The sequence below is a fragment of the Paenibacillus farraposensis genome (assembly GCF_020736845.1).
Classification (GTDB): Bacteria; Bacillota; Bacilli; order Paenibacillales; family Paenibacillaceae; genus Paenibacillus; species Paenibacillus farraposensis.
The window spans coordinates 348,458-368,757 of the sequence record NZ_JAFFQR010000112.1; the positions used below are offsets into that span (position 1 = coordinate 348,458).

20 protein-coding genes and 1 pseudogene are annotated in these 20,300 nt (G+C 48.3%); 8 read left to right on the forward strand and 13 right to left on the reverse strand.

Annotated features, from left to right (window positions below):
- Window positions 1-7 precede the first annotated feature (7 nt).
- The 6 genes from JO375_RS20165 to JO375_RS20190 all read right to left on the reverse strand — a co-directional run bounded on the left by JO375_RS20165 (window position 8) and on the right by JO375_RS20190 (window position 4,741).
- A complete protein-coding gene (locus JO375_RS20165; RefSeq protein ID WP_229526143.1) occupies window positions 8-403 on the reverse strand; it encodes an FxsA family protein in 396 nt (131 codons plus the stop codon).
- Window positions 400-918 carry an acyl-CoA thioesterase gene (locus JO375_RS20170; protein ID WP_229526144.1) on the reverse strand — a complete coding sequence of 173 codons (519 nt, stop codon included), beginning with the start codon at window positions 916-918 and terminating at the stop codon, window positions 400-402. The genes JO375_RS20165 and JO375_RS20170 overlap by 4 nt, the downstream gene beginning before the upstream one ends.
- A gap of 105 nt (window positions 919-1,023) precedes the next feature.
- Window positions 1,024-1,866 (reverse strand): phosphate ABC transporter ATP-binding protein PstB, encoded by an 843-nt coding sequence (pstB, locus tag JO375_RS20175; RefSeq protein WP_229526145.1) that lies wholly within the window; start codon window positions 1,864-1,866, stop codon window positions 1,024-1,026.
- A gap of 16 nt (window positions 1,867-1,882) precedes the next feature.
- Complete coding sequence (pstA, locus tag JO375_RS20180) at window positions 1,883-2,779, reverse strand: phosphate ABC transporter permease PstA (protein ID WP_229526884.1); 897 nt, start codon at window positions 2,777-2,779, stop codon at window positions 1,883-1,885.
- Window positions 2,779-3,711: a phosphate ABC transporter permease subunit PstC gene (gene pstC / locus JO375_RS20185; RefSeq protein WP_229526146.1), complete on the reverse strand. Its 933-nt coding sequence runs from the start codon at window positions 3,709-3,711 to the stop codon at window positions 2,779-2,781. The genes pstA and pstC overlap by 1 nt, the downstream gene beginning before the upstream one ends.
- Before the next feature lie 106 nt (window positions 3,712-3,817).
- Window positions 3,818-4,741 carry a phosphate ABC transporter substrate-binding protein gene (locus JO375_RS20190; RefSeq protein ID WP_229526147.1) on the reverse strand — a complete coding sequence of 308 codons (924 nt, stop codon included), beginning with the start codon at window positions 4,739-4,741 and terminating at the stop codon, window positions 3,818-3,820.
- Window positions 4,742-4,938: 197 nt separating this feature from the next.
- On the opposite strand from JO375_RS20190, the gene JO375_RS20195 reads away from it, so the two are divergent.
- Window positions 4,939-5,829, forward strand: a complete 891-nt coding sequence (locus JO375_RS20195; protein WP_229526148.1) for a LysR family transcriptional regulator — start codon at window positions 4,939-4,941, stop codon at window positions 5,827-5,829.
- A 101-nt stretch (window positions 5,830-5,930) separates the two neighbouring features.
- Here JO375_RS20195 and pyk read toward each other — a convergent pair whose 3' ends face one another.
- From pyk to JO375_RS20225, 6 genes are all read right to left on the reverse strand, one after another.
- Window positions 5,931-7,361, reverse strand: a complete 1,431-nt coding sequence (gene pyk, locus JO375_RS20200) for a pyruvate kinase (protein WP_229526149.1) — start codon at window positions 7,359-7,361, stop codon at window positions 5,931-5,933.
- Window positions 7,362-7,485: 124 nt separating this feature from the next.
- Window positions 7,486-8,469, reverse strand: a complete 984-nt coding sequence (locus tag JO375_RS20205; protein WP_229526150.1) for an acetyl-CoA carboxylase carboxyltransferase subunit alpha — start codon at window positions 8,467-8,469, stop codon at window positions 7,486-7,488.
- Window positions 8,470-9,363 (reverse strand): acetyl-CoA carboxylase, carboxyltransferase subunit beta, encoded by an 894-nt coding sequence (accD, locus tag JO375_RS20210; protein WP_229526151.1) that lies wholly within the window; start codon window positions 9,361-9,363, stop codon window positions 8,470-8,472.
- 181 nt (window positions 9,364-9,544) lie between these two features.
- Window positions 9,545-9,733 carry a glutamate decarboxylase gene (locus JO375_RS20215; protein WP_229526152.1) on the reverse strand — a complete coding sequence of 63 codons (189 nt, stop codon included), beginning with the start codon at window positions 9,731-9,733 and terminating at the stop codon, window positions 9,545-9,547.
- Window positions 9,734-9,888: 155 nt separating this feature from the next.
- Entirely contained in the window at window positions 9,889-10,386 is a 498-nt protein-coding gene (locus tag JO375_RS20220) for a phosphatidylglycerophosphatase A family protein (protein ID WP_229526153.1), read from the reverse strand.
- Between the two features lie 143 nt (window positions 10,387-10,529).
- Window positions 10,530-14,186, reverse strand: a complete 3,657-nt coding sequence (locus JO375_RS20225) for a DNA polymerase III subunit alpha (RefSeq protein WP_229526154.1) — start codon at window positions 14,184-14,186, stop codon at window positions 10,530-10,532.
- A gap of 138 nt (window positions 14,187-14,324) precedes the next feature.
- On the opposite strand from JO375_RS20225, the gene JO375_RS20230 reads away from it, so the two are divergent.
- Entirely contained in the window at window positions 14,325-14,654 is a 330-nt protein-coding gene (locus tag JO375_RS20230; RefSeq protein ID WP_229526155.1) for a YtrH family sporulation protein, read from the forward strand.
- Between the two features lie 12 nt (window positions 14,655-14,666).
- A complete protein-coding gene (locus JO375_RS20235; RefSeq protein ID WP_229526156.1) occupies window positions 14,667-15,164 on the forward strand; it encodes a hypothetical protein in 498 nt (165 codons plus the stop codon).
- Window positions 15,165-15,209: 45 nt separating this feature from the next.
- Here JO375_RS20235 and JO375_RS20240 read toward each other — a convergent pair whose 3' ends face one another.
- Window positions 15,210-16,544: a DRTGG domain-containing protein gene (locus JO375_RS20240; protein WP_229526885.1), complete on the reverse strand. Its 1,335-nt coding sequence runs from the start codon at window positions 16,542-16,544 to the stop codon at window positions 15,210-15,212.
- 189 nt (window positions 16,545-16,733) lie between these two features.
- Between JO375_RS20240 and JO375_RS24640 the strand changes: the two genes are divergently transcribed.
- From JO375_RS24640 to JO375_RS20260, 5 genes and pseudogenes are all read left to right on the forward strand, one after another.
- Window positions 16,734-16,859, forward strand: a complete 126-nt coding sequence (locus JO375_RS24640; protein WP_267497782.1) for a hypothetical protein — start codon at window positions 16,734-16,736, stop codon at window positions 16,857-16,859.
- Window positions 16,860-17,338: 479 nt separating this feature from the next.
- Window positions 17,339-17,656, forward strand: a complete 318-nt coding sequence (locus JO375_RS20245) for an ATP-binding cassette domain-containing protein (protein WP_229526157.1) — start codon at window positions 17,339-17,341, stop codon at window positions 17,654-17,656.
- Window positions 17,657-17,728: 72 nt separating this feature from the next.
- Window positions 17,729-18,601, forward strand: a pseudogene (locus JO375_RS20250) (ATP-binding cassette domain-containing protein).
- A 145-nt stretch (window positions 18,602-18,746) separates the two neighbouring features.
- Complete coding sequence (locus tag JO375_RS20255) at window positions 18,747-19,022, forward strand: hypothetical protein (RefSeq protein ID WP_229526158.1); 276 nt, start codon at window positions 18,747-18,749, stop codon at window positions 19,020-19,022.
- 103 nt (window positions 19,023-19,125) lie between these two features.
- Window positions 19,126-20,241 carry a hypothetical protein gene (locus JO375_RS20260; RefSeq protein ID WP_229526159.1) on the forward strand — a complete coding sequence of 372 codons (1,116 nt, stop codon included), beginning with the start codon at window positions 19,126-19,128 and terminating at the stop codon, window positions 20,239-20,241.
- Window positions 20,242-20,300: the final 59 nt, after the last annotated feature.

Sequence of the window (20,300 nt, forward strand, 5' to 3'; positions counted from 1 at the left end):
GCCCACGTCAAAACTGCCGGAACGTAATACTGCCGTTTTTCATTTTTTTCTCCAGCCACCTCAGTAAAAAGCGGCGGTACAATACACGTGTTAAAGGAAATACCAGCGTAAAACCAATAATATCGGTTATAAACCCGGGAATAAGCAGCAAGCTTCCACCAAAAAAAACACATAATCCATCCAGCATCTTGCGGCCGGGCACTTGTCCCCGGTTCATTTCATGCTTCGCATCGGCAATCACCTTGCGGCCTTCAAATTGCATCATGGCTGCGCCAATCAGGGTCGTCAAAATGATAAGCAGAATCGTTTTACCCGCTCCAATCCAGTGACTTACCCATATGAACCCGTACAACTCTGCCACAGGAATGAGCAGCAACAGCCACAGGCGTTTGCGCATCATCATGGCTTCTCCTCCTCCCTGCCTGTAAATGCAAACCTTAACACGCTGTGCAGCTCGGGCAGTGCCTGATCCAGCCGAACGGGCTTCCATTCGCTATTCACCCAAACGTGGCGTGACGACCCTGTGACGAGCAGTTCTCCCGGCAACGTGTCGGTCTGTGTCCATACCTTTCCGGTATCGTTTTGATGCTGATCAGCTGTTACACGTCGAATCTCATAGGTATAGTTGAGACGAAGTCTGGAGAAATCCGTAATCGCTGTATAGATTGTAATCATATCATCGTATCGGGCCGGGCTCGCATATTTCGCATTGATTTCAACAACTGGCAGCAAAACTCCCCGTTCCTCTATGGTGCGATAGTTAAAGCCTGCCTGACGGATCATCTCGGTGCGCCCGATCTCAAACCAGTTCAAATAGTTGGCATGATACACGACCCCCATCTGGTCTGTTTCCTGATAACGGACACGTAGTTGTGCACCATACCAGCGTAATTCCGTTCGTCTCTCCTCTTTCGTCATACATGTTCTCCTATCTTTGTGCATCTTTATCTCTATTTGCCCCTCTCCATTAAACCATATTTAGAGCCCGGGAACAAAAAAGAGGACCGACCGAACGGTCCGCCCCTACCCAAAGCGCCCCATAATGTACTCCTGGGTCAGCTCATTTTCAGGATTAGTGAAAATATCGTTTGTTTTGCCGTGCTCCACGAGACTGCCGATATAAAAATATGCAGTATAATCGGAAATCCGTGCAGCCTGCTGCATATTATGCGTCACGATTACGATGCGCAGCTCGTTCTTCAATTCGGTAATAAGTTCTTCAATCTTGCCTGTAGACACAGGGTCCAGCGCAGAGGCTGGTTCATCCAGCAGCAAAATTTTCGGTTCAACGGATAGCGCACGCGCAATACAAAGCCGCTGCTGCTGCCCGCCAGACAAGGCCAATGCCGAATCATGCAGACGATCCTTGACCTCCTCCCATAACGCAGCCTTGCGCAGACTGCTTTCCACGATTTCATCAAGCTGCTTCTTTTTGCGCACACCCCGATATTTGGGGCCAAAGGCAATATTATTGTAAATGGATTTATAAAAAGGGTTGGGACGCTGCCACACCATGCCAATTTGCTGGCGCAGCTTGATCACGTCCGTACCCGGCGCAGTCAGGTCCTGTCCATCCATCCAGATATGGCCCTTTGTAGAGGATGACGCAATCTCGTCGTTCATACGGTTAAGTGAACGCAAAAAGGTCGACTTACCGCAGCCGGAAGGCCCGATCAAGGCGGTGACTGTCTGCTCGGGAAAGGCCAGATTCACCTTTTTTACAGCCTCAAAGCTACCATAATAAATACTCAAATCCTCTGTGCTAAACGGATGCGGTGGTTGTCCCGCAAGTTGTTCTGAACGTGTAGACTGAACGGGTGCTGCTGGCGCTGTAGGTTTTGCCGTTCGTGTAATAGCTTGTTCCATCTTCCCAATCCCCTTTCTAATCCATACGTTTGGCAGCTGTTAGTCGGCGGTAAACGGCTCTTCCGAGCCATCTTGCACACAGGTTGAAGACAAGTACGAGCAGTACCAGTACCGCGGAAGCGCCTGCGGCGATATCCTTGGAGTCAGGGGCAATGCCTTCACTGTTGACCTTCCAAATATGCACAGCGAGTGTTTCGGCAGGACGCAACGGATTAATAGGCGATCTGGCATGCAATGGATTCCAGTCGGTAAAGTCAAGCGGCGGTGTACTCATGCCTGCTGTAAACAGCAATGCGGCAGCTTCGCCGAAAATCCGGCCTGCGGCCAAAATGGTGCCCGTAATCAAGCTTGGCAGTGCAGCCGGCAGCAAAATGGAGGTGATGATTTTCCATTTGGACAATCCGAGCGCCAGTCCGGCTTCCTTTTGCTCCTTCGGTACGGCCCGGAAAGCTTGTTCGGTCGTACGAACCATCAGCGGCAGGTTAAATACGGCGAGAGCCAACGCTCCCGACAATAGGGAAAAGCCGAAATTAAACGTATTTACGATAAGTAAAAGTCCAAACAAACCGATGACGATGGACGGGAACGACGACAACACTTCAACGACAAGTCGTATGAAGTCTGTAATTTTTCCCGACTTTGCATAATGAGCCATGTAAATGCCGGCACCCCAGCCAATCGGAATGGTAATGATCAAGGTTAAGATCAGCAAAAATACAGAGTTAAACAGCTGTGGGCCAATGCCCCCACCTGCGCGTAACGTTTGAGGCGCACTGGTCAAAAAGTCAAACGAAATGTGACTTACTCCGCGAGCCAAAATAAATCCCAATAAGCCCACCAGCAGTGCGACAATGAACAAAGCGAAGAAACAGATTACAAATGTAGCAATCTTGTCAGTCGTTTTAGCTTTTATCAAACCCGGTTTCTCCTTTCGAGCAGCCTTACCAGCAGCACAAAGATAAATGTCATGAGCAAAAGAACAAGCGCCATGCTCCACAGAGCATTGTTATACACCGAACCCATGGCTGTATTGCCCATGCTAAGTGTAATAACGCTGGTCAAAGTCGAAGCGGATTCCAGCAAGGAGTGTGGTACGTGCGGTGCATTCCCGATCACCATCTGCACAGCCAATGCTTCCCCAAAAGCACGAGCCATGCCAAGAATAACACCCGTCAACAGAGCCGGCAGCAGTGTCGGAATAATGACGCGTGCAATCGTCTGCCAGCGGGTAGCCCCAAGCGCATAAGAGGATTCCCGCAGCCCTCCCGGCAAGGATGATAATGCATCCGCCATAATACTTGTAATGGTCGGCAAAATCATTACAGACAACACAAGGCAGCCTGCCAGGATACCGATCCCTTGTCCCCCGAATACGTTCCGCAGCAGCGGGACAATTACGGTCAAGCCAACAAAGCCATATACAACCGACGGAATACCGGATAATAGTTCAATGGCAGGCTGAAGGATGCGTTTACCGGATTTCGGCACGATTTCCGTCATAAACAAAGCCGCGCATAGACTAAGCGGACTGGCGATCAAGGCCGCCAAAATGGTTACGGCAAAAGAGCCAGTAATGAATGGAAGCGCGCCGAAGGAAGCGGGCTCACCATCCGGGCTCCATTTGGATTCAAAGAAAAACTCACGCAGACTGACTCCGTTCGCTGCAAATGTCGCTACACCTTTGGAGGCAACAAAATATACGATAGAGATGATGACTGCAACTAAAAAAACGACACAAACCGACGTATACATGCGGCCGGTCCATTCTTCCCAGTAATGTCTTTCTTTCATCACTCGGGAACGTTTATTCTGTTCCATGAATGCCTTCCCTTCAGTTGGTTCCATACTGTAACTCCTTTTAACCGAAGAATAGAGGCCGGACGTCAGTCCGCCTCTTCTTCGTAAATATACTCGCATTTGCTGCATTCATTCGAACAGGATAATTATCCCCTTATTTCGTAATGTTACCATCAGCATCGCGTTTTACTTTCATACCTGATACCGGAATGTATCCCAGGTCTACGACATCGGATTTCTGGATTTCATCAGACAGGATGTAATCCAGGAATGCTTTTACATGTTCCTTTGGCTCGCCTTTGGTGTACATGTGCTCGTAAGCCCATACTGGATACTTGCCTTGTTCTACATTTTCCACGTTGGCTTCAACACTATCGTATTTCAAAGCTGTTACTGTATTGTCGATGTAGGACAGTGCCAGATAGCCGATAGCGCCCGGTGTTTCAGCAACCAGCTTTTTCACAGTACCAGAGGAGTCTTCTTGAATGGACCCCGGAAGGTCTTCTGTTTTTTGTCCCAATGCGTATTTCTCAAATGTGGCACGAGTACCGGAGCTACTTGGGCGGTTTACAATTACGATTTTTTGATCCGCACCACCAACTTCTTTCCAGTTCGTGATTTTACCAGTGAAAATTTGTACCAATTGATCTTTCTTCAGATCTGTTACGCCAACCTTAGGATTTACGACTGTTGACATTGCTACAACTGCTACTTTGTGATCGACAAGCTCATCCGCGCCGCTCTCCAGTTTTTCTTTTGCAAATACGTCAGAGTTGCCGATATCCGCTTGGCCGCCAGAAACCTGGGTCAAGCCAGTACCACTGCCGCCGCCCTGTACTTGAACTGAAATGCCTTTATATTTATCCACAGCCATAAATTTTTGTCCCGCTTGCTCTACCAATGGTTGAAGTGCCGTGGAGCCAACAGCCAGGATGTTACCTGTCAGTTCAGCAGCTGCATTCTTGTCTGTTCCTTTCGCAGCATCTCCTTGTGGTGCAGCATTGTTGCTTGTTCCGCAAGCTGCAAGTGCAAATACCATGGTGAGAGTCATCAGAATGAACGGCCATTTTTTTAACATTTTTTATTGTCCTCCCCTTCGTTAAGTGACGGTTTTTTTATTTATAACCATCAGCACTTTTTCATTGTAGGCTTGGAATGTTAGACGAACGGCGTGGTTTTGTAAAACAAATATAAAATATTGATAGATAAACTATTTTCATGTATATAATTAATCTATAATTGATCTTTCACATATAAGGAGGTCTGTCCCAATCCATGAATATTTTGAAATTGCGTATTTTGATGCTCATCGACAAATTCCATAAGGCAACGGATGTGGCCGAAGCTTTGCAAATCAAACAGCCCACGGTCAGTTTCCATATGAAAAGCTTGGAAAAAGAAATGGGAGTCCCCCTGTTCTCTCTTCAACGAGGCCGAATTATGTTAACGGAAGCCGGAAAAAAAATGCTACCTTACGCCAAGCAGATCATCACCCTGGAGCAGGAAGCAAGACAGGCTGTAGATGAACTCGCAGCAAAATCACAGTGTCAATTGCAACTGGGTGCAGAGTCAATATCAGGCACATATCTTCTGCCCTCTATCATTGCTAAATTTACTCAAAAATACCCGGAATGCCGAATTCAACTGGAGATTCAGCCCGCGGATATAATCAAACAGCTATTCCAGCAGGGCGAATTTGATTTTTTATTTCTCGACGATCAAGCCCCTCTGCCGGAGCATACAGTGGCAGAAATGGTAGTTTCAGATCGGGTTGGGTTGATCAGCAATGCAGGCGTACATGCATCCAAACCAGTGGATACTGACAGGCTTGATATGTTGGCGAAGCATACATGGGTGAGCTACAGCGGGGCGTCTGCGGTTGATTCGTGCTCCGCACAGTTTAAGCCCCATCTGGAAATCAACTCATGGGAGGCTGTGAAGCAAGTAGTAGGCAGCGGGGATGCGCTTGCCTTCTTCCCTGCCTGTGGAATACAGAACGATAATATCAGCGTTCCAACAGTGGAATGGCTTCCTTGTGCTGAGGCTGATGGAAACCGTGACCGTTATCAAATCAACATTGTATATCGACGTAATGCACACCAGAGTATGATCCAACAGGCATTTCTGGCTTTTATACGGCAAGAAGGAGCTCAAATAAAAAACTAGAAGACAAGCAAAAAAGAGCAGTCCTATCATAACAATGTGGATGCTCTGCTTGCTTGTCCCCCTTAAGGTAGGGGCTGTTTGTTATTGTGAAGTGGATAAAATTAGGCTTGTGCAGGAACACAGCTAATTTTGATCAGGTTGGTAGAGCCGGAAGCGCCGAGCGGTATGCCAGCGGTAATCACAACCAAATCGCCCTCTTTTACAAGGCCCGATGCGCGACCGCCTTCCAGCGCATTGTCAAACAGACTGTCTGTTGTGTCAACAATCGGTCTTCCTTGTACTGCATGTACACCCCAGATCAGAGCCAGGCGGCGAACCGTTCTTTCCTGTGTTGTCACAGCGACGATCGGAGCTTCAGGGCGATATTTGGAAATCATACGCGCTGTTGTTCCGCTTTGCGTGGACGTCAGGATCGCTTTGGCATGCAGATCAAGCGCAGAAATGGAAACAGATTGGCTGATTGCCTCTGTAATACTGATTTCTTGCACCGTTCTTTGTTTATTGAACAAATCACGATAGTTCAGAGAAGATTCTGCTTTTTCTGCAATACGGGACATCGTCAGTACAGATTCCACCGGATATTTACCCGCTGCTGTCTCACCAGACAGCATAATTGCGTCTGTTCCGTCAAAAATAGCATTGGCTACGTCACTTGCTTCCGCACGAGTCGGACGTGGGTTGCGCTGCATAGAATCCAGCATTTGTGTTGCCGTAATAACAGGCTTGCCAGCTACGTTACATTTGTTAATCATCAGCTTTTGTGCCAAAGGAACTTCTTCAGCAGGGATTTCCACACCGAGGTCACCACGGGCAACCATCAGGCCATCCGAGACTTCCAAAATTTCGTCCAGGTTGTCAACACCTTGCTGATTTTCGATTTTGGAAATAATTTGAATATGGCCTGCATTGTGCTCGGCGAGCAATTCACGGATTTCCAGTACATCACTTGCTTTACGAACAAAAGAAGCTGCGATGAAATCAACGTCCTGCTCAATACCAAAAATGATGTCGTTAGCATCCTTCTCAGTAATACCAGGCAAAGAGATAGCTACGCCGGGAACGTTAACCCCCTTCTTGCTTTTGATCGTTCCGCCATTAACGATGCGGCATTTGATTTCAGTGCCTGATACTTCAATAACGGTGAGTCCGATCAGACCATCGTCGATCAGAATAGTGGAGCCGGGCTCCACGTCCGATGGAAGATCCATATAGGTAATGGAAATACGGTCTTTCGTACCAAGGATCTCCTCTGTTGTCAGCGTAATGAACTCATCCTGAACAAGCTCGATCGGTTCAACCTCGAGCTTTCCTGTCCGGATTTCCGGCCCCTTTGTATCGAGCAAAATAGCAACGTTTTTGTTAAGCTCCTTACAAGCTTGACGGATATTTTTAATCCGGTTGCCATGCTCCTCGAAATCACCGTGAGAGAAATTCAAGCGGGCTACGTTCATACCAGCCAAAATCAATTTCTTCACATTTTCCAACGACTCACTGGAAGGACCGATAGTACATACAATCTTAGTTTTGCGCATTTGGATTTTTCCTCCATTTTCAAAGGTGCTACTTTATATCTTTTTTCCAACAACTAAATCTACTACACTTTTTCCTATTTGTATAGGAAATTCGTTATATTTATGGTTAACCTTTTCTAGTCTATTACAACATAGGCTCAGATACAGTAGGCTTCAAAAAGGTGTATTGACCTATTTTCCGGAATTTTTGATACCGGTCTTCCCTCAACTCATCGCAACTCATATTCATCAGTTCAGCTAAGTGACGTTCCAGCGTCTCCTTGATTGCAGCAGCAGTCACTTCATAGTTGCGATGCGCGCCCCCTTTCGGCTCTGGCACAATATCCTCAATGACCTCCAGACGCAGAAGGTCACTGGCCGTAATCTTCATCGCTTCAGCCGCCTGATCTGCCTTGGAAGCATCCTTCCATAAGATCGAGGCTGCCCCGTTTGGAGAAATAGCCGAATAGATGGCATGCTCCAGCATCAGTACCCGGTTACCGACCGCAAAAGCAAGCGCACCACCGCTTCCACCCTCGCCGATGACCACACAAATAACAGGCACCGAAAGCTTTGCCATCTCCCGCAAATTGCGGGCAATCGCTTCCGATTGACCTCTCTCCTCTGCTGTATTACCAGGATAAGCACCCTTCGTATCAATAAATGTAATAATAGGGCGCTTAAATTTGTCAGCTTGCTGCATCAGGCGCAGACCTTTCCGGAACCCTTCCGGATGTGCACTGCCGAAAAACCGCGCAATGTTATCCTTTGTGTCCTTGCCGCGCTGCTGACCGATAACGGTCACCGGAATACCATTCAGCTTGGCAATTCCGCCTACAACCGCCAGATCGTCTCCAAACAAGCGGTCGCCGTGCAATTCAATAAAGTCCGTAAACACATGCTCGATCAAATCAAGAGATGTGGGGCGTTGATGATGACGGGCCAGATGCATCTTTTGCGGTGCTGTAATGTTCGCGTATATTTCTTCTTCCATCTGGAGATAACGTTCCTCCAGACGATTAATTTCGTCTGTAAAATCAATCTGCTTATCCTGCCCGAATTGCTTGAGTTCTTCAATCTTCTGTCGCATCTCGACCAGGGGCTTTTCATAAGGCAATTCGCCAGCCATCTATTCCACCCCTTTCACACTGTGTAAATCCAGCAGCTGCCCAAGGGTATCACGCAGTTCCTTGCGGTGTACAACCAAATCCAATTGTCCGTGCTGCAAATTAAATTCGGAAGTTTGAAAATCATCCGGTAGTTTCTGTCTGATGGTCTGTTCAATGACGATACGGCCTGCAAAACCAAATACAGCTCCCGGCTCAGCGATATTAATATCTCCAAGCGTAGCAAAGCTAGCGGATACTCCACCTGTAGTTGGATCCGTGATAACGGAAATATAAAGCAATCCCTGCTCATCCAGACGTGCGAGAGCCGCACTTGTCTTGGCCATCTGCATCAAGCTCAGAATGCTCTCCTGCATACGCGCCCCGCCAGATGTGGAGAAAATAATAAGCGGCAAACGCTTGACAATCGCCTGTTCAATAACACGGGTAATTTTCTCCCCCACGACCGAGCCCATGCTGCCTGTAAAAAAGTCAAAACTCATCACCGCTACGACAACAGGAAGTCCATGAATAAAGCCGTCGCCTGTAACGACAGCCTCTCGCAAGCCGGATTTCAGCGTCTGCTGCTCCAGCTTGCTCGCGTATCCCGGAAAATCCAGCGGATCAACTGAAACCATATCACCATCATATTCCGTAAATGTGTCTTCGTCGAGCACCATGCGTATGCGTTCCATCGCATTAAGACGCATATGGTATCCACATACCGGACACACCTTTAAATTTTTTTCCAGCTCTTTGCTGTATTGAATGCTTCCGCACTTGCCACATTTGGTCATAAGACCTTCGGGAATTTCCCGTTTGGGACGATCCGGCATGTCCGATTGATCGCCGCTCAACGCCCGATTCGAAGGGATCGTCGCGTATTTACGCTTCTTTTGGAATAAATCTTTAAACACAACTACACCTCTCCAGCCGTTTATTTGTCAGCCGTAACCGATACAAGGTCCTCTGCCGTCTGTGCAGCATCTCTATGCATTATGCTCATACACACGTCAACGCCTGTTGCACAACATTACCGCCGATCGTGCGATCCTTTGTTCCATTCATGCTGCTGTATCATTTCCGCCGCTCGTGGACTCAAGGGCGCAAAATCGAATTAAGCACTTCCTGTATTTCTTCGACTTCACCCGAAGGCACAAGTATCTCAAACTGTTGCTTGGACGCGCTAACGGCCCGGGTCTGCACCATGAAACCTTCTTCAGACAGTTTGAGCTTAATCATGTCAGCCAGCTTGGCCGTCGGTGCAATGTAAATCACCGTCCACATGCCTTGTTTCTACCCCCTAAGCCTCAAGTTCTGAGTCCATATAATAGACTCATGATAACATACCTTACTTTTTTCCCGCAACAAAAGCCCTCCTGCTCATTCAAGATCATCTGGAGGGCCTAGAAGCTTTGGCAGCTTTTGTTCATACAGTCCAGTCAAGCATCCAGCGGTGTAGGATAATGCTTGGCGTGAAGGCTCCGATGGGCAATACGCGAGGACGCAGCGGCGGCCAGGCCAGCGACGAGATCATCCAGAAATACGTGAATACCATTGCCTTTTTGGTTCAGTTGCTCGATCATTCCCGTCTTTTCCTTATCCAGATACCCAAAGCTGGTAAGGCCGATCATACCATACACGCTGGTAATCCCAAGAGCAAGTGTCTCGTCCACTCCATACAGCGGCTCGTCTGCCTCCATAATGGCTTGCAGCGGCTCAGGAAGAAGTTTTTTTTCGGCCAGCTCATCAAGCGCAATGCCTGTGAACAACGTATATTGCACCTCGCGCTTTTGCAAAACCGCTTTGACACTGTCCATACATTCTTCCTTGGTCAAATGAGGATAATATTTTTGCTGCAGCTGATAAACAATGTCCGCAATGGACTCAAGGCAAATACCTCTACGATTTAACAGGTTTTCTGCATATTCATAGGACATATTTTCCCTCCTGCCTTCACCGTACAGTTCTATTCTTCCACCGCACGGGACCTCATGTGTGCAGGATACGTGCTGAAGCTCTGTCCCGCCAGTTTTCCAAGTGTATGCGAGAGGGAAGGAAAATGTTCATTAAAGCATGTCCGTCATTTGACTTTTACCGTGCCTTTCCCCAGCATGGACTCCATTTGATCAAAGAGCCGCGGCGAAGGCTTGATGCTGTACGCATCGCTCAAGGCCAGCAAACGCTGGCTGCTCTCATAAAAGAGCACGGTAGGCACCGCACCGGGATGCTCCTGCAGCAGCGCCTTGAGGCTGACCAGCAAGCTGGCGTCCTCCTCGGCCTCGCGGGTGATTTTGACAAACACCCGCTGACGTGCCGCCCGCTCCGGACTGCGCGGAGCCGGAGCTTGCCCGCCCGGAGCCGCTTCGGCGGCGGAGCCTGATGAAGCGCCCGTGGCGGGGCGAGTCGGCTTCGGCTGCGACGGGGATGTTGCGGCTGCCGACGGCACGCGCTGCGCTCCCCCGGCTGGGGAGCCAGCCGCTGGTACGGATGCCCCGGCTGCGGCAAGTGGACGCATCCCGGTGCTACGACGCTTAAGGAGCCGTGCCAGCGAATCTTCGGCTAACGGCGCGGTTTCATCCGCAAGAAGCTTGAAATGCTCGTCCTGCTGCTGCATTTTGGCACGCAGCGCCAGCAGCGCTCCCTTTTCGATCCACTGCTGGCTTCGCTTCCACACCTCAGGGAACAGCACTACCTCACAGCGCTCTACCTGGTCCTCCAGCTCTATAAAGGCCATGGCCTTACCCTGCTTGGTCGTAATTGTCTTGAGTGACACCACCATGCCAACGGTCACAACGACCGTTTCATCCGGCACATCGCCCAGCTCCATCAGACGGTCCGCCTGGCTGTTTTCCAGCAGCGTCTCAAAATCATCCAGCGGATGCCCGGACAGATATAGCCCCAGCAGCTCACGTTCCAGTTCGAGCTGCTGGCCCGCACTGAACTTCGGCACATCGGGATATTCGATATCCCAATTGGGCATTTCCACAAAACCAAACATGTCAATTTGCAGATCATCACGTTCCTTGCGCCATTTAACGGCTGCATCCACCGTTTCGTCCAGCATGGCAAGCAGCTGTGCCCTGTGCCCTGTCAACGAATCAAAGGCCCCTGCCTGAATGAGCGATTCAATGACTCTCTTATTACACACCCGCAAGTCCACACGCCGGCAAAAATCGAGCAGGCTGTCAAACGGCCGTTCCTTGCGAACAGCAAGAATGCTTTCCATCGCCTGTGTGCCGACATTTTTAATCGCGGCCAATCCGAAGCGGATGTTCCCCTGCTGCAACGGGGTAAACAGCACCCCGCTTTCGTTCACATCAGGCGGCAGCACCTCTATATTCATACGACGGCATTCAATTACATATTCTGCCACTTTACGGTGACTTCCCATGACGGCTGTCAGCATCGACGCCATAAATTGTACGCGGTAATGGGCCTTAAGATATGCCGTCTGGAATGCCAGCACGCCATAAGCAGCCGCATGGGCACGCGGGAAACCATAGTCTGCAAAACGGACAATCATGTCGTAAACCCTTTCAGATTCCTCCTCCGTGTACCCCTGCTTGACACTGCCCTTCACAAAATGGCCGCGCTCCAGATCCAGGACTTCGCGCTTTTTCTTGGACACAGCACGGCGCAACAGATCGGCTTCTCCCAGTGAAAAGCCCGCCATGCGCGAAGCAATCTGCATGATTTGCTCCTGATACACGATAATGCCGTACGTATCCTTCAGGATCGGTTCAAGATCGGGATGCGGATAAGTAACCTCAACCTGTCCATGCTTGGCTTGTATAAAGTTAGGAATAAAGCCCATCGGACCGGGACGATACAAAGCCAGTACAGAGATGACATCCTCGAATACACTCGGCTTTAAATCCTTGAGCACCCGGCGTACACCAGCCGACTCAAGCTGGAATACCCCGCCTGTATCTCCTTTGCCCAGCAGATCGTAGGTGTGCGGGTCATTATCAGGGATACGGCTAAAATCAGGCGCTTGCCCGTGTTCTTCTGCAATCCAACGCATACAGCGTTCAATAATAGAGAGCGTACGCAATCCGAGAAAATCCATTTTGAGCAAACCGATCCGCTCCAGATTTTCCATTGAATATTGCGTAAGGGGAACCCCTTCGCTTCCCTCCTGAAGCGGAACCGCATCGGTCAATGGGGTCCGCGAAATAACGACACCCGCAGCATGGGTCGAGGCATGACGGGGCATCCCCTCTACTTTGATCGCCATATCCAGCAGTTCACGTGTCTTGGGCTTCGTTTCGTACAGCGTTCTCAGCTCCGGAGTAATCTCCAGCGCATGGCGGATGTTCATTCCGAGCTGGGCCGGAATCAGCTTCGCTGCCTTGTCCACCTCGCCATACGGTACATTTAACACACGCCCGACGTCACGAACTGCGGCCCTTGCCGCCAGCGTTCCAAAAGTAATAATTTGCGCGACATGCTCGTTTCCGTATTTCTGAACTACATAGTCAATAACCTCGTCGCGCCGTTCGTCACTAAAATCAATATCGATATCCGGCATGCTGATCCGCTCAGGATTCAGAAACCGTTCAAAGAGCAGATTGTATTTCATCGGATCGACATTCGTGATGTTAAGCACATAGGCAACCAAACTGCCTGCCGAGGAACCTCGTCCCGGCCCGGTTGCAATCTTATGCTGATGAGCAAAAGCAATAAAATCCCATACGATCAGAAAATAATCGCTAAAGCCCATACTATCGATCGTATTCAATTCATAGTTCAGCCGTTGATCCAGCTTTTCACGTTCCTCCGGCTGCTCCCATCCGGGATCACTTCCGTAGCGATGCTCCAGCCCCTGCATGCACAGACTGCGCAAATAGGATGACGAAGTCATGCCTTCAGGCAGCGGGCGATATTCAGGCAAAATGGACTGGCCGAATTCCAGTTCCAGTTCACACTGTTCAGCAATACGCACCGTATTGGCAATGGCTTCTTCCACATGCGGAAACAAGCGGATCATATCTTCCTGGCTTTTCATATACAACTGCCGTGTCGGTATGCGCAATCGCTCCTCATCGTCAACCGTCTTGCCTGTCCCGATACAGATCAGAACGTCCTGGACGTCTGCATCCGGCTCGGTCAGATAATGCACGTCATTTGTCGCCACCAGTGGAATATCCAATTCCTTTGCCAGCGCAATCAAAAGAGGGTTTACACGCTTTTGCTCCGACAAACCGTGATCCTGCAGCTCGAGATAAAAATCACCACCAAAGATGCTGCGGTAACGCTCGGCTGCCCGCCTTGCTTCAGCTTCCCGGCCATGAAGCAAATGCTGCGGTACTTCTCCACCCAGGCATGCACTCAGGCATATGATGCCTTCATGATGGGCAGCCAACACTTCCATATCGATGCGCGGCTTGTAGTGATAGCCCTCCAAATGGCCGATGGAGCATAGCTTCATCAGATTTTGATAGCCTGTTTTATTTTTGGCAAGCAAGATCAAATGATATATAGGCTGGTCCTTTCGGCTTCCACGCTCCTTGCGCGAACCTGCTGTAATATAGGCCTCACACCCGATAATCGGCTTAATGCTGTTTTCCACACACGCTCTATAAAAAGGAATAGCGCCATACATGACCCCGTGGTCCGTAAGGGCAAGCGCCTTCATTCCGTAAGCCGAAGCCTGTTTGACCAACTCCGCGGTACGAGCCGCGCCGTCCAGCAGGCTATACTCGCTGTGAACATGCAAATGCACAAATGAACTCATGCGCTTCTCTTCCTTTCACCGCTGGTTTTTCTTCAAACTATTTTATCATATCCGCGTTAGTAGCGCCCATACAATAAAAGTACAGAACCCGGGCAGACAAGCGCGGGCCTGATGTATACACACAAGGAGGAACAGAGCATGAGCACTTTTATATCCAAAGCGATACTCGATTTCTTCATCGCCTTCGGCATCGTGCTCGGGGGAGCCATGCTCGGCGGAATGGGAGCGGTGATAGCTCTTCAGCCGCCTACCCAGACGATGCTGGAGGTTGCCGGAAGAATAAAAATATGGGCGCTTGCCGCTGCTGTAGGAGGGACGATGGACCCAATCCGGGTCATCGAGAGCAATATGATAGATGGCAATCTATCACCTGCCATTAAGCAAGTACTGTATTTGATTTTCGCCTTTTTGGGCGCTCATATGGGCACAGAGCTGGTCAAATGGGTGTGCGGAAACGGACGTCCGTGAGGTGGAAAGATCATGAGAGTGCCTCCCTTCGAGCGTCTTCGCCCTTTTATGCAAATATCCTCGGTTTTTGTACTCGGTATGATTGCCGGGGGGATGGTCTACAATGTCATTTGGCATGTCAGCTTCAATGAGCTGTGGAAAAACAATCAGGATCTTCAATTCCGGCTCCAGCAGGCTCAAGAGGACAACAAAACACTGCGCAAATACAGCAATCGCCAGACCGTTGTCAAGGAAATCAAGCTGATCGCGGAGGAAACGTCGGCTGAAAAAATAGACTCTATTAACCTGAAAGAGCTTCTTCGCCGCGTCATTCGAGATTTGGAGGTGCTGCGCGGCAGAGATATGTTCGAGATTGACTCCGACAGCAAGCTGGTACGCATGCTGCTGAATCAAAAAAAATACACCGTTCGTGACAAGGAATATACGATCCAGGTCAAAACGATGCTTGTGATGGAAGGTGTGCTGCAAATTTGGCTGGAGGCGAAGGAAAAGCTTCCCGAAAGTCACTAAGCCTATTTTTTTCATGCCCCGCTCTTCACTCCAATCCATTGGCGTTTATCCGTGTTCAATGGATTGAAGCGTCATTACCGCCTTGCATACCAATTGGTTTTCCCGTAAAATGGAAATTTCCAACTTGCAGGTGCGGCGACTCATATCAAGCAGCAGCGGACGCAGAACGACTGCATCTTCAATCTGTACCGGCCGGATAAAATAAGTCATCAAATTGTCGAGTACATAATCCTTGCCGCTCATGTCTCTTGCCGCCCGATAACCCGCCTGTGTCATGACGTTAACCAGTACGCCTTCCGAAATCGTACCCAAATGGGTCGCCATCTGCGGAATGATAAAGCCGCGAAAAAATAACGAGCCGTCCTCATTCCGCTCCTCGGCAAACCCGTTCCAAATCAGCTGGTCGAACGTCTCCCCCAGCTGCGGCTGTTTCTGGGCATTACGCAGCGCCTCCAGCACCTCACGCCGTGTGACAGACCCTAACAGTTTGCGGTTGCGGTCTACAACCGGCAAGTAATCCACACCTTCCCACGCCATTATCTGCGCGGCTGAGGCCAACGAAGTCTGATAGGTGACGGTTACCGGATTGCGGATCAGACATTTGTCCATCGTGTGCTCCGGCTGCAGTCCTTCCACATCCTTGCGACTGACGATGCCTATTAAGCGGTTCCATTCATCAACTACAGCAAAATGATGCTGCCCGGTCGTCTTCGAAAGCTCTTCAAATTCGCTAAGCGTGCTGTTGATTTTTAACGTCAGCACCTTTGGTTTACCTGCCGCTATATCCTCAACCAGCATAATTTTCTTTTTGATCAAACGGTCAAATATCGCTCTATTAATCATGGAAGCCACAGTAAAGGTATCATGGCGCGAGGAAATAATCGGCAGACTGATCTGGTCGGCCAGCTGTTTGACTTCCCGGCTCGTACCAAAGCCCCCGGTAATCAGCACGCCCGCTCCCTGCTCCAATGCAAGAGAATGCGCATCCTCCCGGTTACCTACGATCAGTAGGCTGCCTGCGTCAATATAACGGGCCATCGCCTCCTCGCGCATCGCCCCAATGACATATTTATGCAAAGGCTTCTCCAGCCCCTCGCTTCCGCCCAGCACATGTCCTTCTACGATATTCACGACATCTGCAAAGGTCAGCTGCTCGGACAAACCGCGCGGCCGCTTCTCCACCCGAACCGTTCCAATTCGTTCCTTGGTAATAACAATTCCCAGATTCTCCGCTTCCTTCACGGCGCGATAGGCCGTTCCTTCGCTGACGCTCATCTCTTTGGCCAGCCTGCGTACAGAAATTTTGGAGCCTATTTTCAACTGCTCGATATGACGCAATAACTGCTCATGCTTCGTAACTGCTTCATCCAGCCCGTCCAACTCTGTAACACCCCCAACGTTCAATCTGTATCATTCTGTATCATTCCATATCTATTATAGCATATTTACCCATATTTCAAAGGAGCTTCATACTTTATAGCCTATGACGACCGCTTCAAGATTGAATACACCTTCCGGGAAATGAAGCAACTCATTGACGCTTTCGGATATCGGTTCTGGAGCATGTCAATGCCAAGGCTCAAGCGATATCTGCACAGGGGAGAAGCGCCCCTCTTAAAGCAGGTGAACGACGAACAGATTGTTCCATCCAAGCAGGAAAAAGCCCATAACGACGCGGATCTGCTAGCTTATTAAGGTTGAAAACTTTTCACTGTCCAAATCCTTATAACTAGTATTAATTATTTAATACAAATATTGTGACTTCCCTCACATAGTTAATCAATCTTCAGTGATAGAATAAATTTTGAATTTTCCAGTACACTCAAAAAGTGGTAAAATAATCAAAAAAGTGAACAAGGGATTCAGCAAAGAAATCTCACTTGCAAAAACATGCTGGACTTGCGAAGCAAGAGATTATTGCAACGAATGTGATGCCCTTGACTGGAGATGTACTGGTGGCTCTGAATTATGTATAAGAAGTGATTCTGATGGTTAGAAAAAAAGTTTAAAGTATGCTATTGCATCGTAATTATTTATTCCGAGAAATTTCTGATTTCAAAGAGTTTCTCGGAATAACACAATTTTAACACTGATAAAATGAATTGAATTAACATCAAAGTTTAGGGGGAGCGGTTAAGTGGAAAATCTGGGATGAAGAAGTTGTAACAGAAACAATGAAGTTTTTGAAACATGATTTTGAACAATATGTCTATGCATCTGATACTAATACTTTATTTCAAATAGATGAAAATATTTTTACATACTCAAGTGGACAAAAACAAAAGCTTTCTCTTGCCAGAGCTTTATTAGTAGATGCTGAAATTTATTTGTTTGATGAAATAACCTCTGCACTTGATACAGAAAATAAACAAATCGCTTTTGAATTAATACATTACTTAAAAAGTATAAAACAAAAAACCATAATTCTAGCCTGTCATGATGCTATACCTATGGGATTAGTTGATGAGGTTATAAAACTTTCCGATTCTTGAACTCCTTTAAGCCATCATAATATGAATTTTAACGATTTATGATTAACTATATCACAAAGCAGGTGCCTTCATATGAAAATAACAGTTTCAGAATTATCGAAAACATACGATTCCCCCGTCCTCAATGATATCTCTTTTGAGATCAGCACGCACGGAGTGCTTGGTTTATTAGGGGAGAACGGCGCAGGTAAAACGACTCTTATGGAGATCATCGCTACGCTGATCCGTCCCGACAAGGGACGTGTGCAGTATGGCCATCTCCGTGTTGAATAAGACATATATACCATCCGCAAGCAAATCGGATACTTGCCGCAAAAATTTGATTTTTTCCCAAACGTCACGGTAGAAGAGGCTTTGGACTATGTATGCCAGTTAAAGGGGGTACGGCAGCATTCCCAACGAAAGCGTGAGATAGAGCAAAAGCTTGAACAAGTCGGGCTCATAGAACAGCGCAAGAAGCGGTTCCGTGCATTATCCGGCGGCATGAAGCAGCGACTAGGCATTGCCCAAGTCATGATCAGCGATCCCAAGCTGCTTCTTGTGGACGAGCCTACCGTTGGACTTGATCCCCAAGAGCGTGTATCGTTCCGTCAACTGCTCACTACGTTAGCTAGTGATCGTATTATTATCTTGTCTACACATATTGTTGAGGATATCGCGCTCACCGCACAGCATGTACTGGTCTTGCACGCAGGAAAGGTACAGTATATGGGCGATATTCCTGCCTTCATCGCAACCGTAGAAGGAAAGGTCTGGCTGTATCGGGGAGCCATTGTACCGGATGAAATCCAGCGCAGTACGATGATTATCTCCTCGCAAGCCACTGCTGATGGTGTAGAAATTCGTTATCTTGCAGACATACCCGTACCGAATAGCTTTCCTCTGGAAGCTACGCTTGAGCATGCCTATATCTACGCGAATAGAAAGAAGGGGCACTATGAATGAATTTTGGATTCAACTTAGATTCAGTTTGAGATTCCTGCTGAAGCAACAAATCATGGTTATTTGCATGTTATTTTTTTTAACTCTTTTGCCCCTCTCAACCCTTTATTTAGAAAAGACAATCTCATTTGAACTGGATTGGCTTTCCATGCTGCAGCTGCAGATGCTTTTTATGGTGATTCTCGCGCCTGTGCTGGTACAATCCATTTGGAATGGGCGCTTGCGTTCCTTTGAGCGGAGTACGATTGTCTTCTATCTACGCCAACCTACTTTGTATTTTCTGGCGAAAATCGCTGCCGTCTGGCTGCTCATAACTGGATGTATGCTTTTGTTCGATTCAGGGTATTGGCTGCTGGCAGCCCATAAAGCGAGCGGAAGCCTATGCTTGCGCTATGGTTTAACCCGGATTTTATTGGAGAAATGATTCTGCAGCCTTCCTTTATTCTCCTACGCTGCCTGCTGCTCTTGTGGAGTATATTGGCATTGTGGTGGAGTGCCTCCCTGTTCAGGAAACAGGTGATTCCACGATGATCCGTATGTGGCGTATCTGGCTGGCTGTGCTTTGGAACAGCGAACATATCTGGGCCTATTACGTGGGATTGCTACTGCTGTTCCTGTGCAAGATAATTTTTACTGTCGAGGAGGTTCCCATTACCTTTCCTTTGTATGGTCTGTTCATCACGAATCTGACGCTAAGTGTATTAAAGTTGCACAGCAAATATCGTATGAATCACTTTGTCAGCTTATCAGGGCGTCATCCCATGCTTATTGCCCTGCATTACACGCTGTTCAGCCTCGTATGTACACTACCTGCATGCGGGCTACTACTCGTATTAACCAAAACGGTGTATGAGACGACACCAACAGTTCTGCTAGTCATGACCATCCTAGAGTTCACCTGCTTTGCCATTGCTTTCGCTTTTGTTTGTAGCATCTTTCCATTTCGATATGCATTAGCCTGCAGTGTGATTGTCTACTTTCTGTTCATGGTTATGCACGGTTACAGGCTGGAACGCATTCATTATGTCGCTCCTACCCTGAACTTTATGTATCCCGATTTTCCAGATATGAGCAATATAGCCGCCATTACACTATTCAGCATGCTTATGCTTGGCTTTTATTTGTGGCAACACTTTGATTGGCCTACCAAGGCTGGACGCTGGCTGCTGCTCATAAATGCCCTGATCCTGGCTGCCTATCTGCTCATCCCCGTAGGTCAGGCGCTAGAGGATAAGCAATTAGCTCAAGCTCCTTACAGGCAAGCACAGATCGGGGAGCTGTCTTTGCAATATAAAGGCGTATCTGCGATACAAGCACAGCGTTTCGGACAGGCGATTGTAGACATTCTTGCTGTCATACATGCACAAGGGCTGCAACCAGACCTCACTGAAATTCAGATCATTCGGCGCACCAACATTCCAGAAGGCGCTGATCTTGAGCATATTATGAGCTTGGAAGGAACCACACTTATCATTCAGCCCTATTCGAACAAATTCTATGAATTCAACTATGGCTATAACATCATCAGGGATTTGCTTGATCTCACACACGTCGATAATACAATACGTCAGCGCATTATGAATACCGTTGTGCTTGAGGACAGACATCAGTTGTTCACTGGGCGTCCCCACAAAGCCTTGTAGCCATAATCTTGTCACTTCCATACGTAATTCGCCACGCTGTGCGAAAGCCTATACGATCA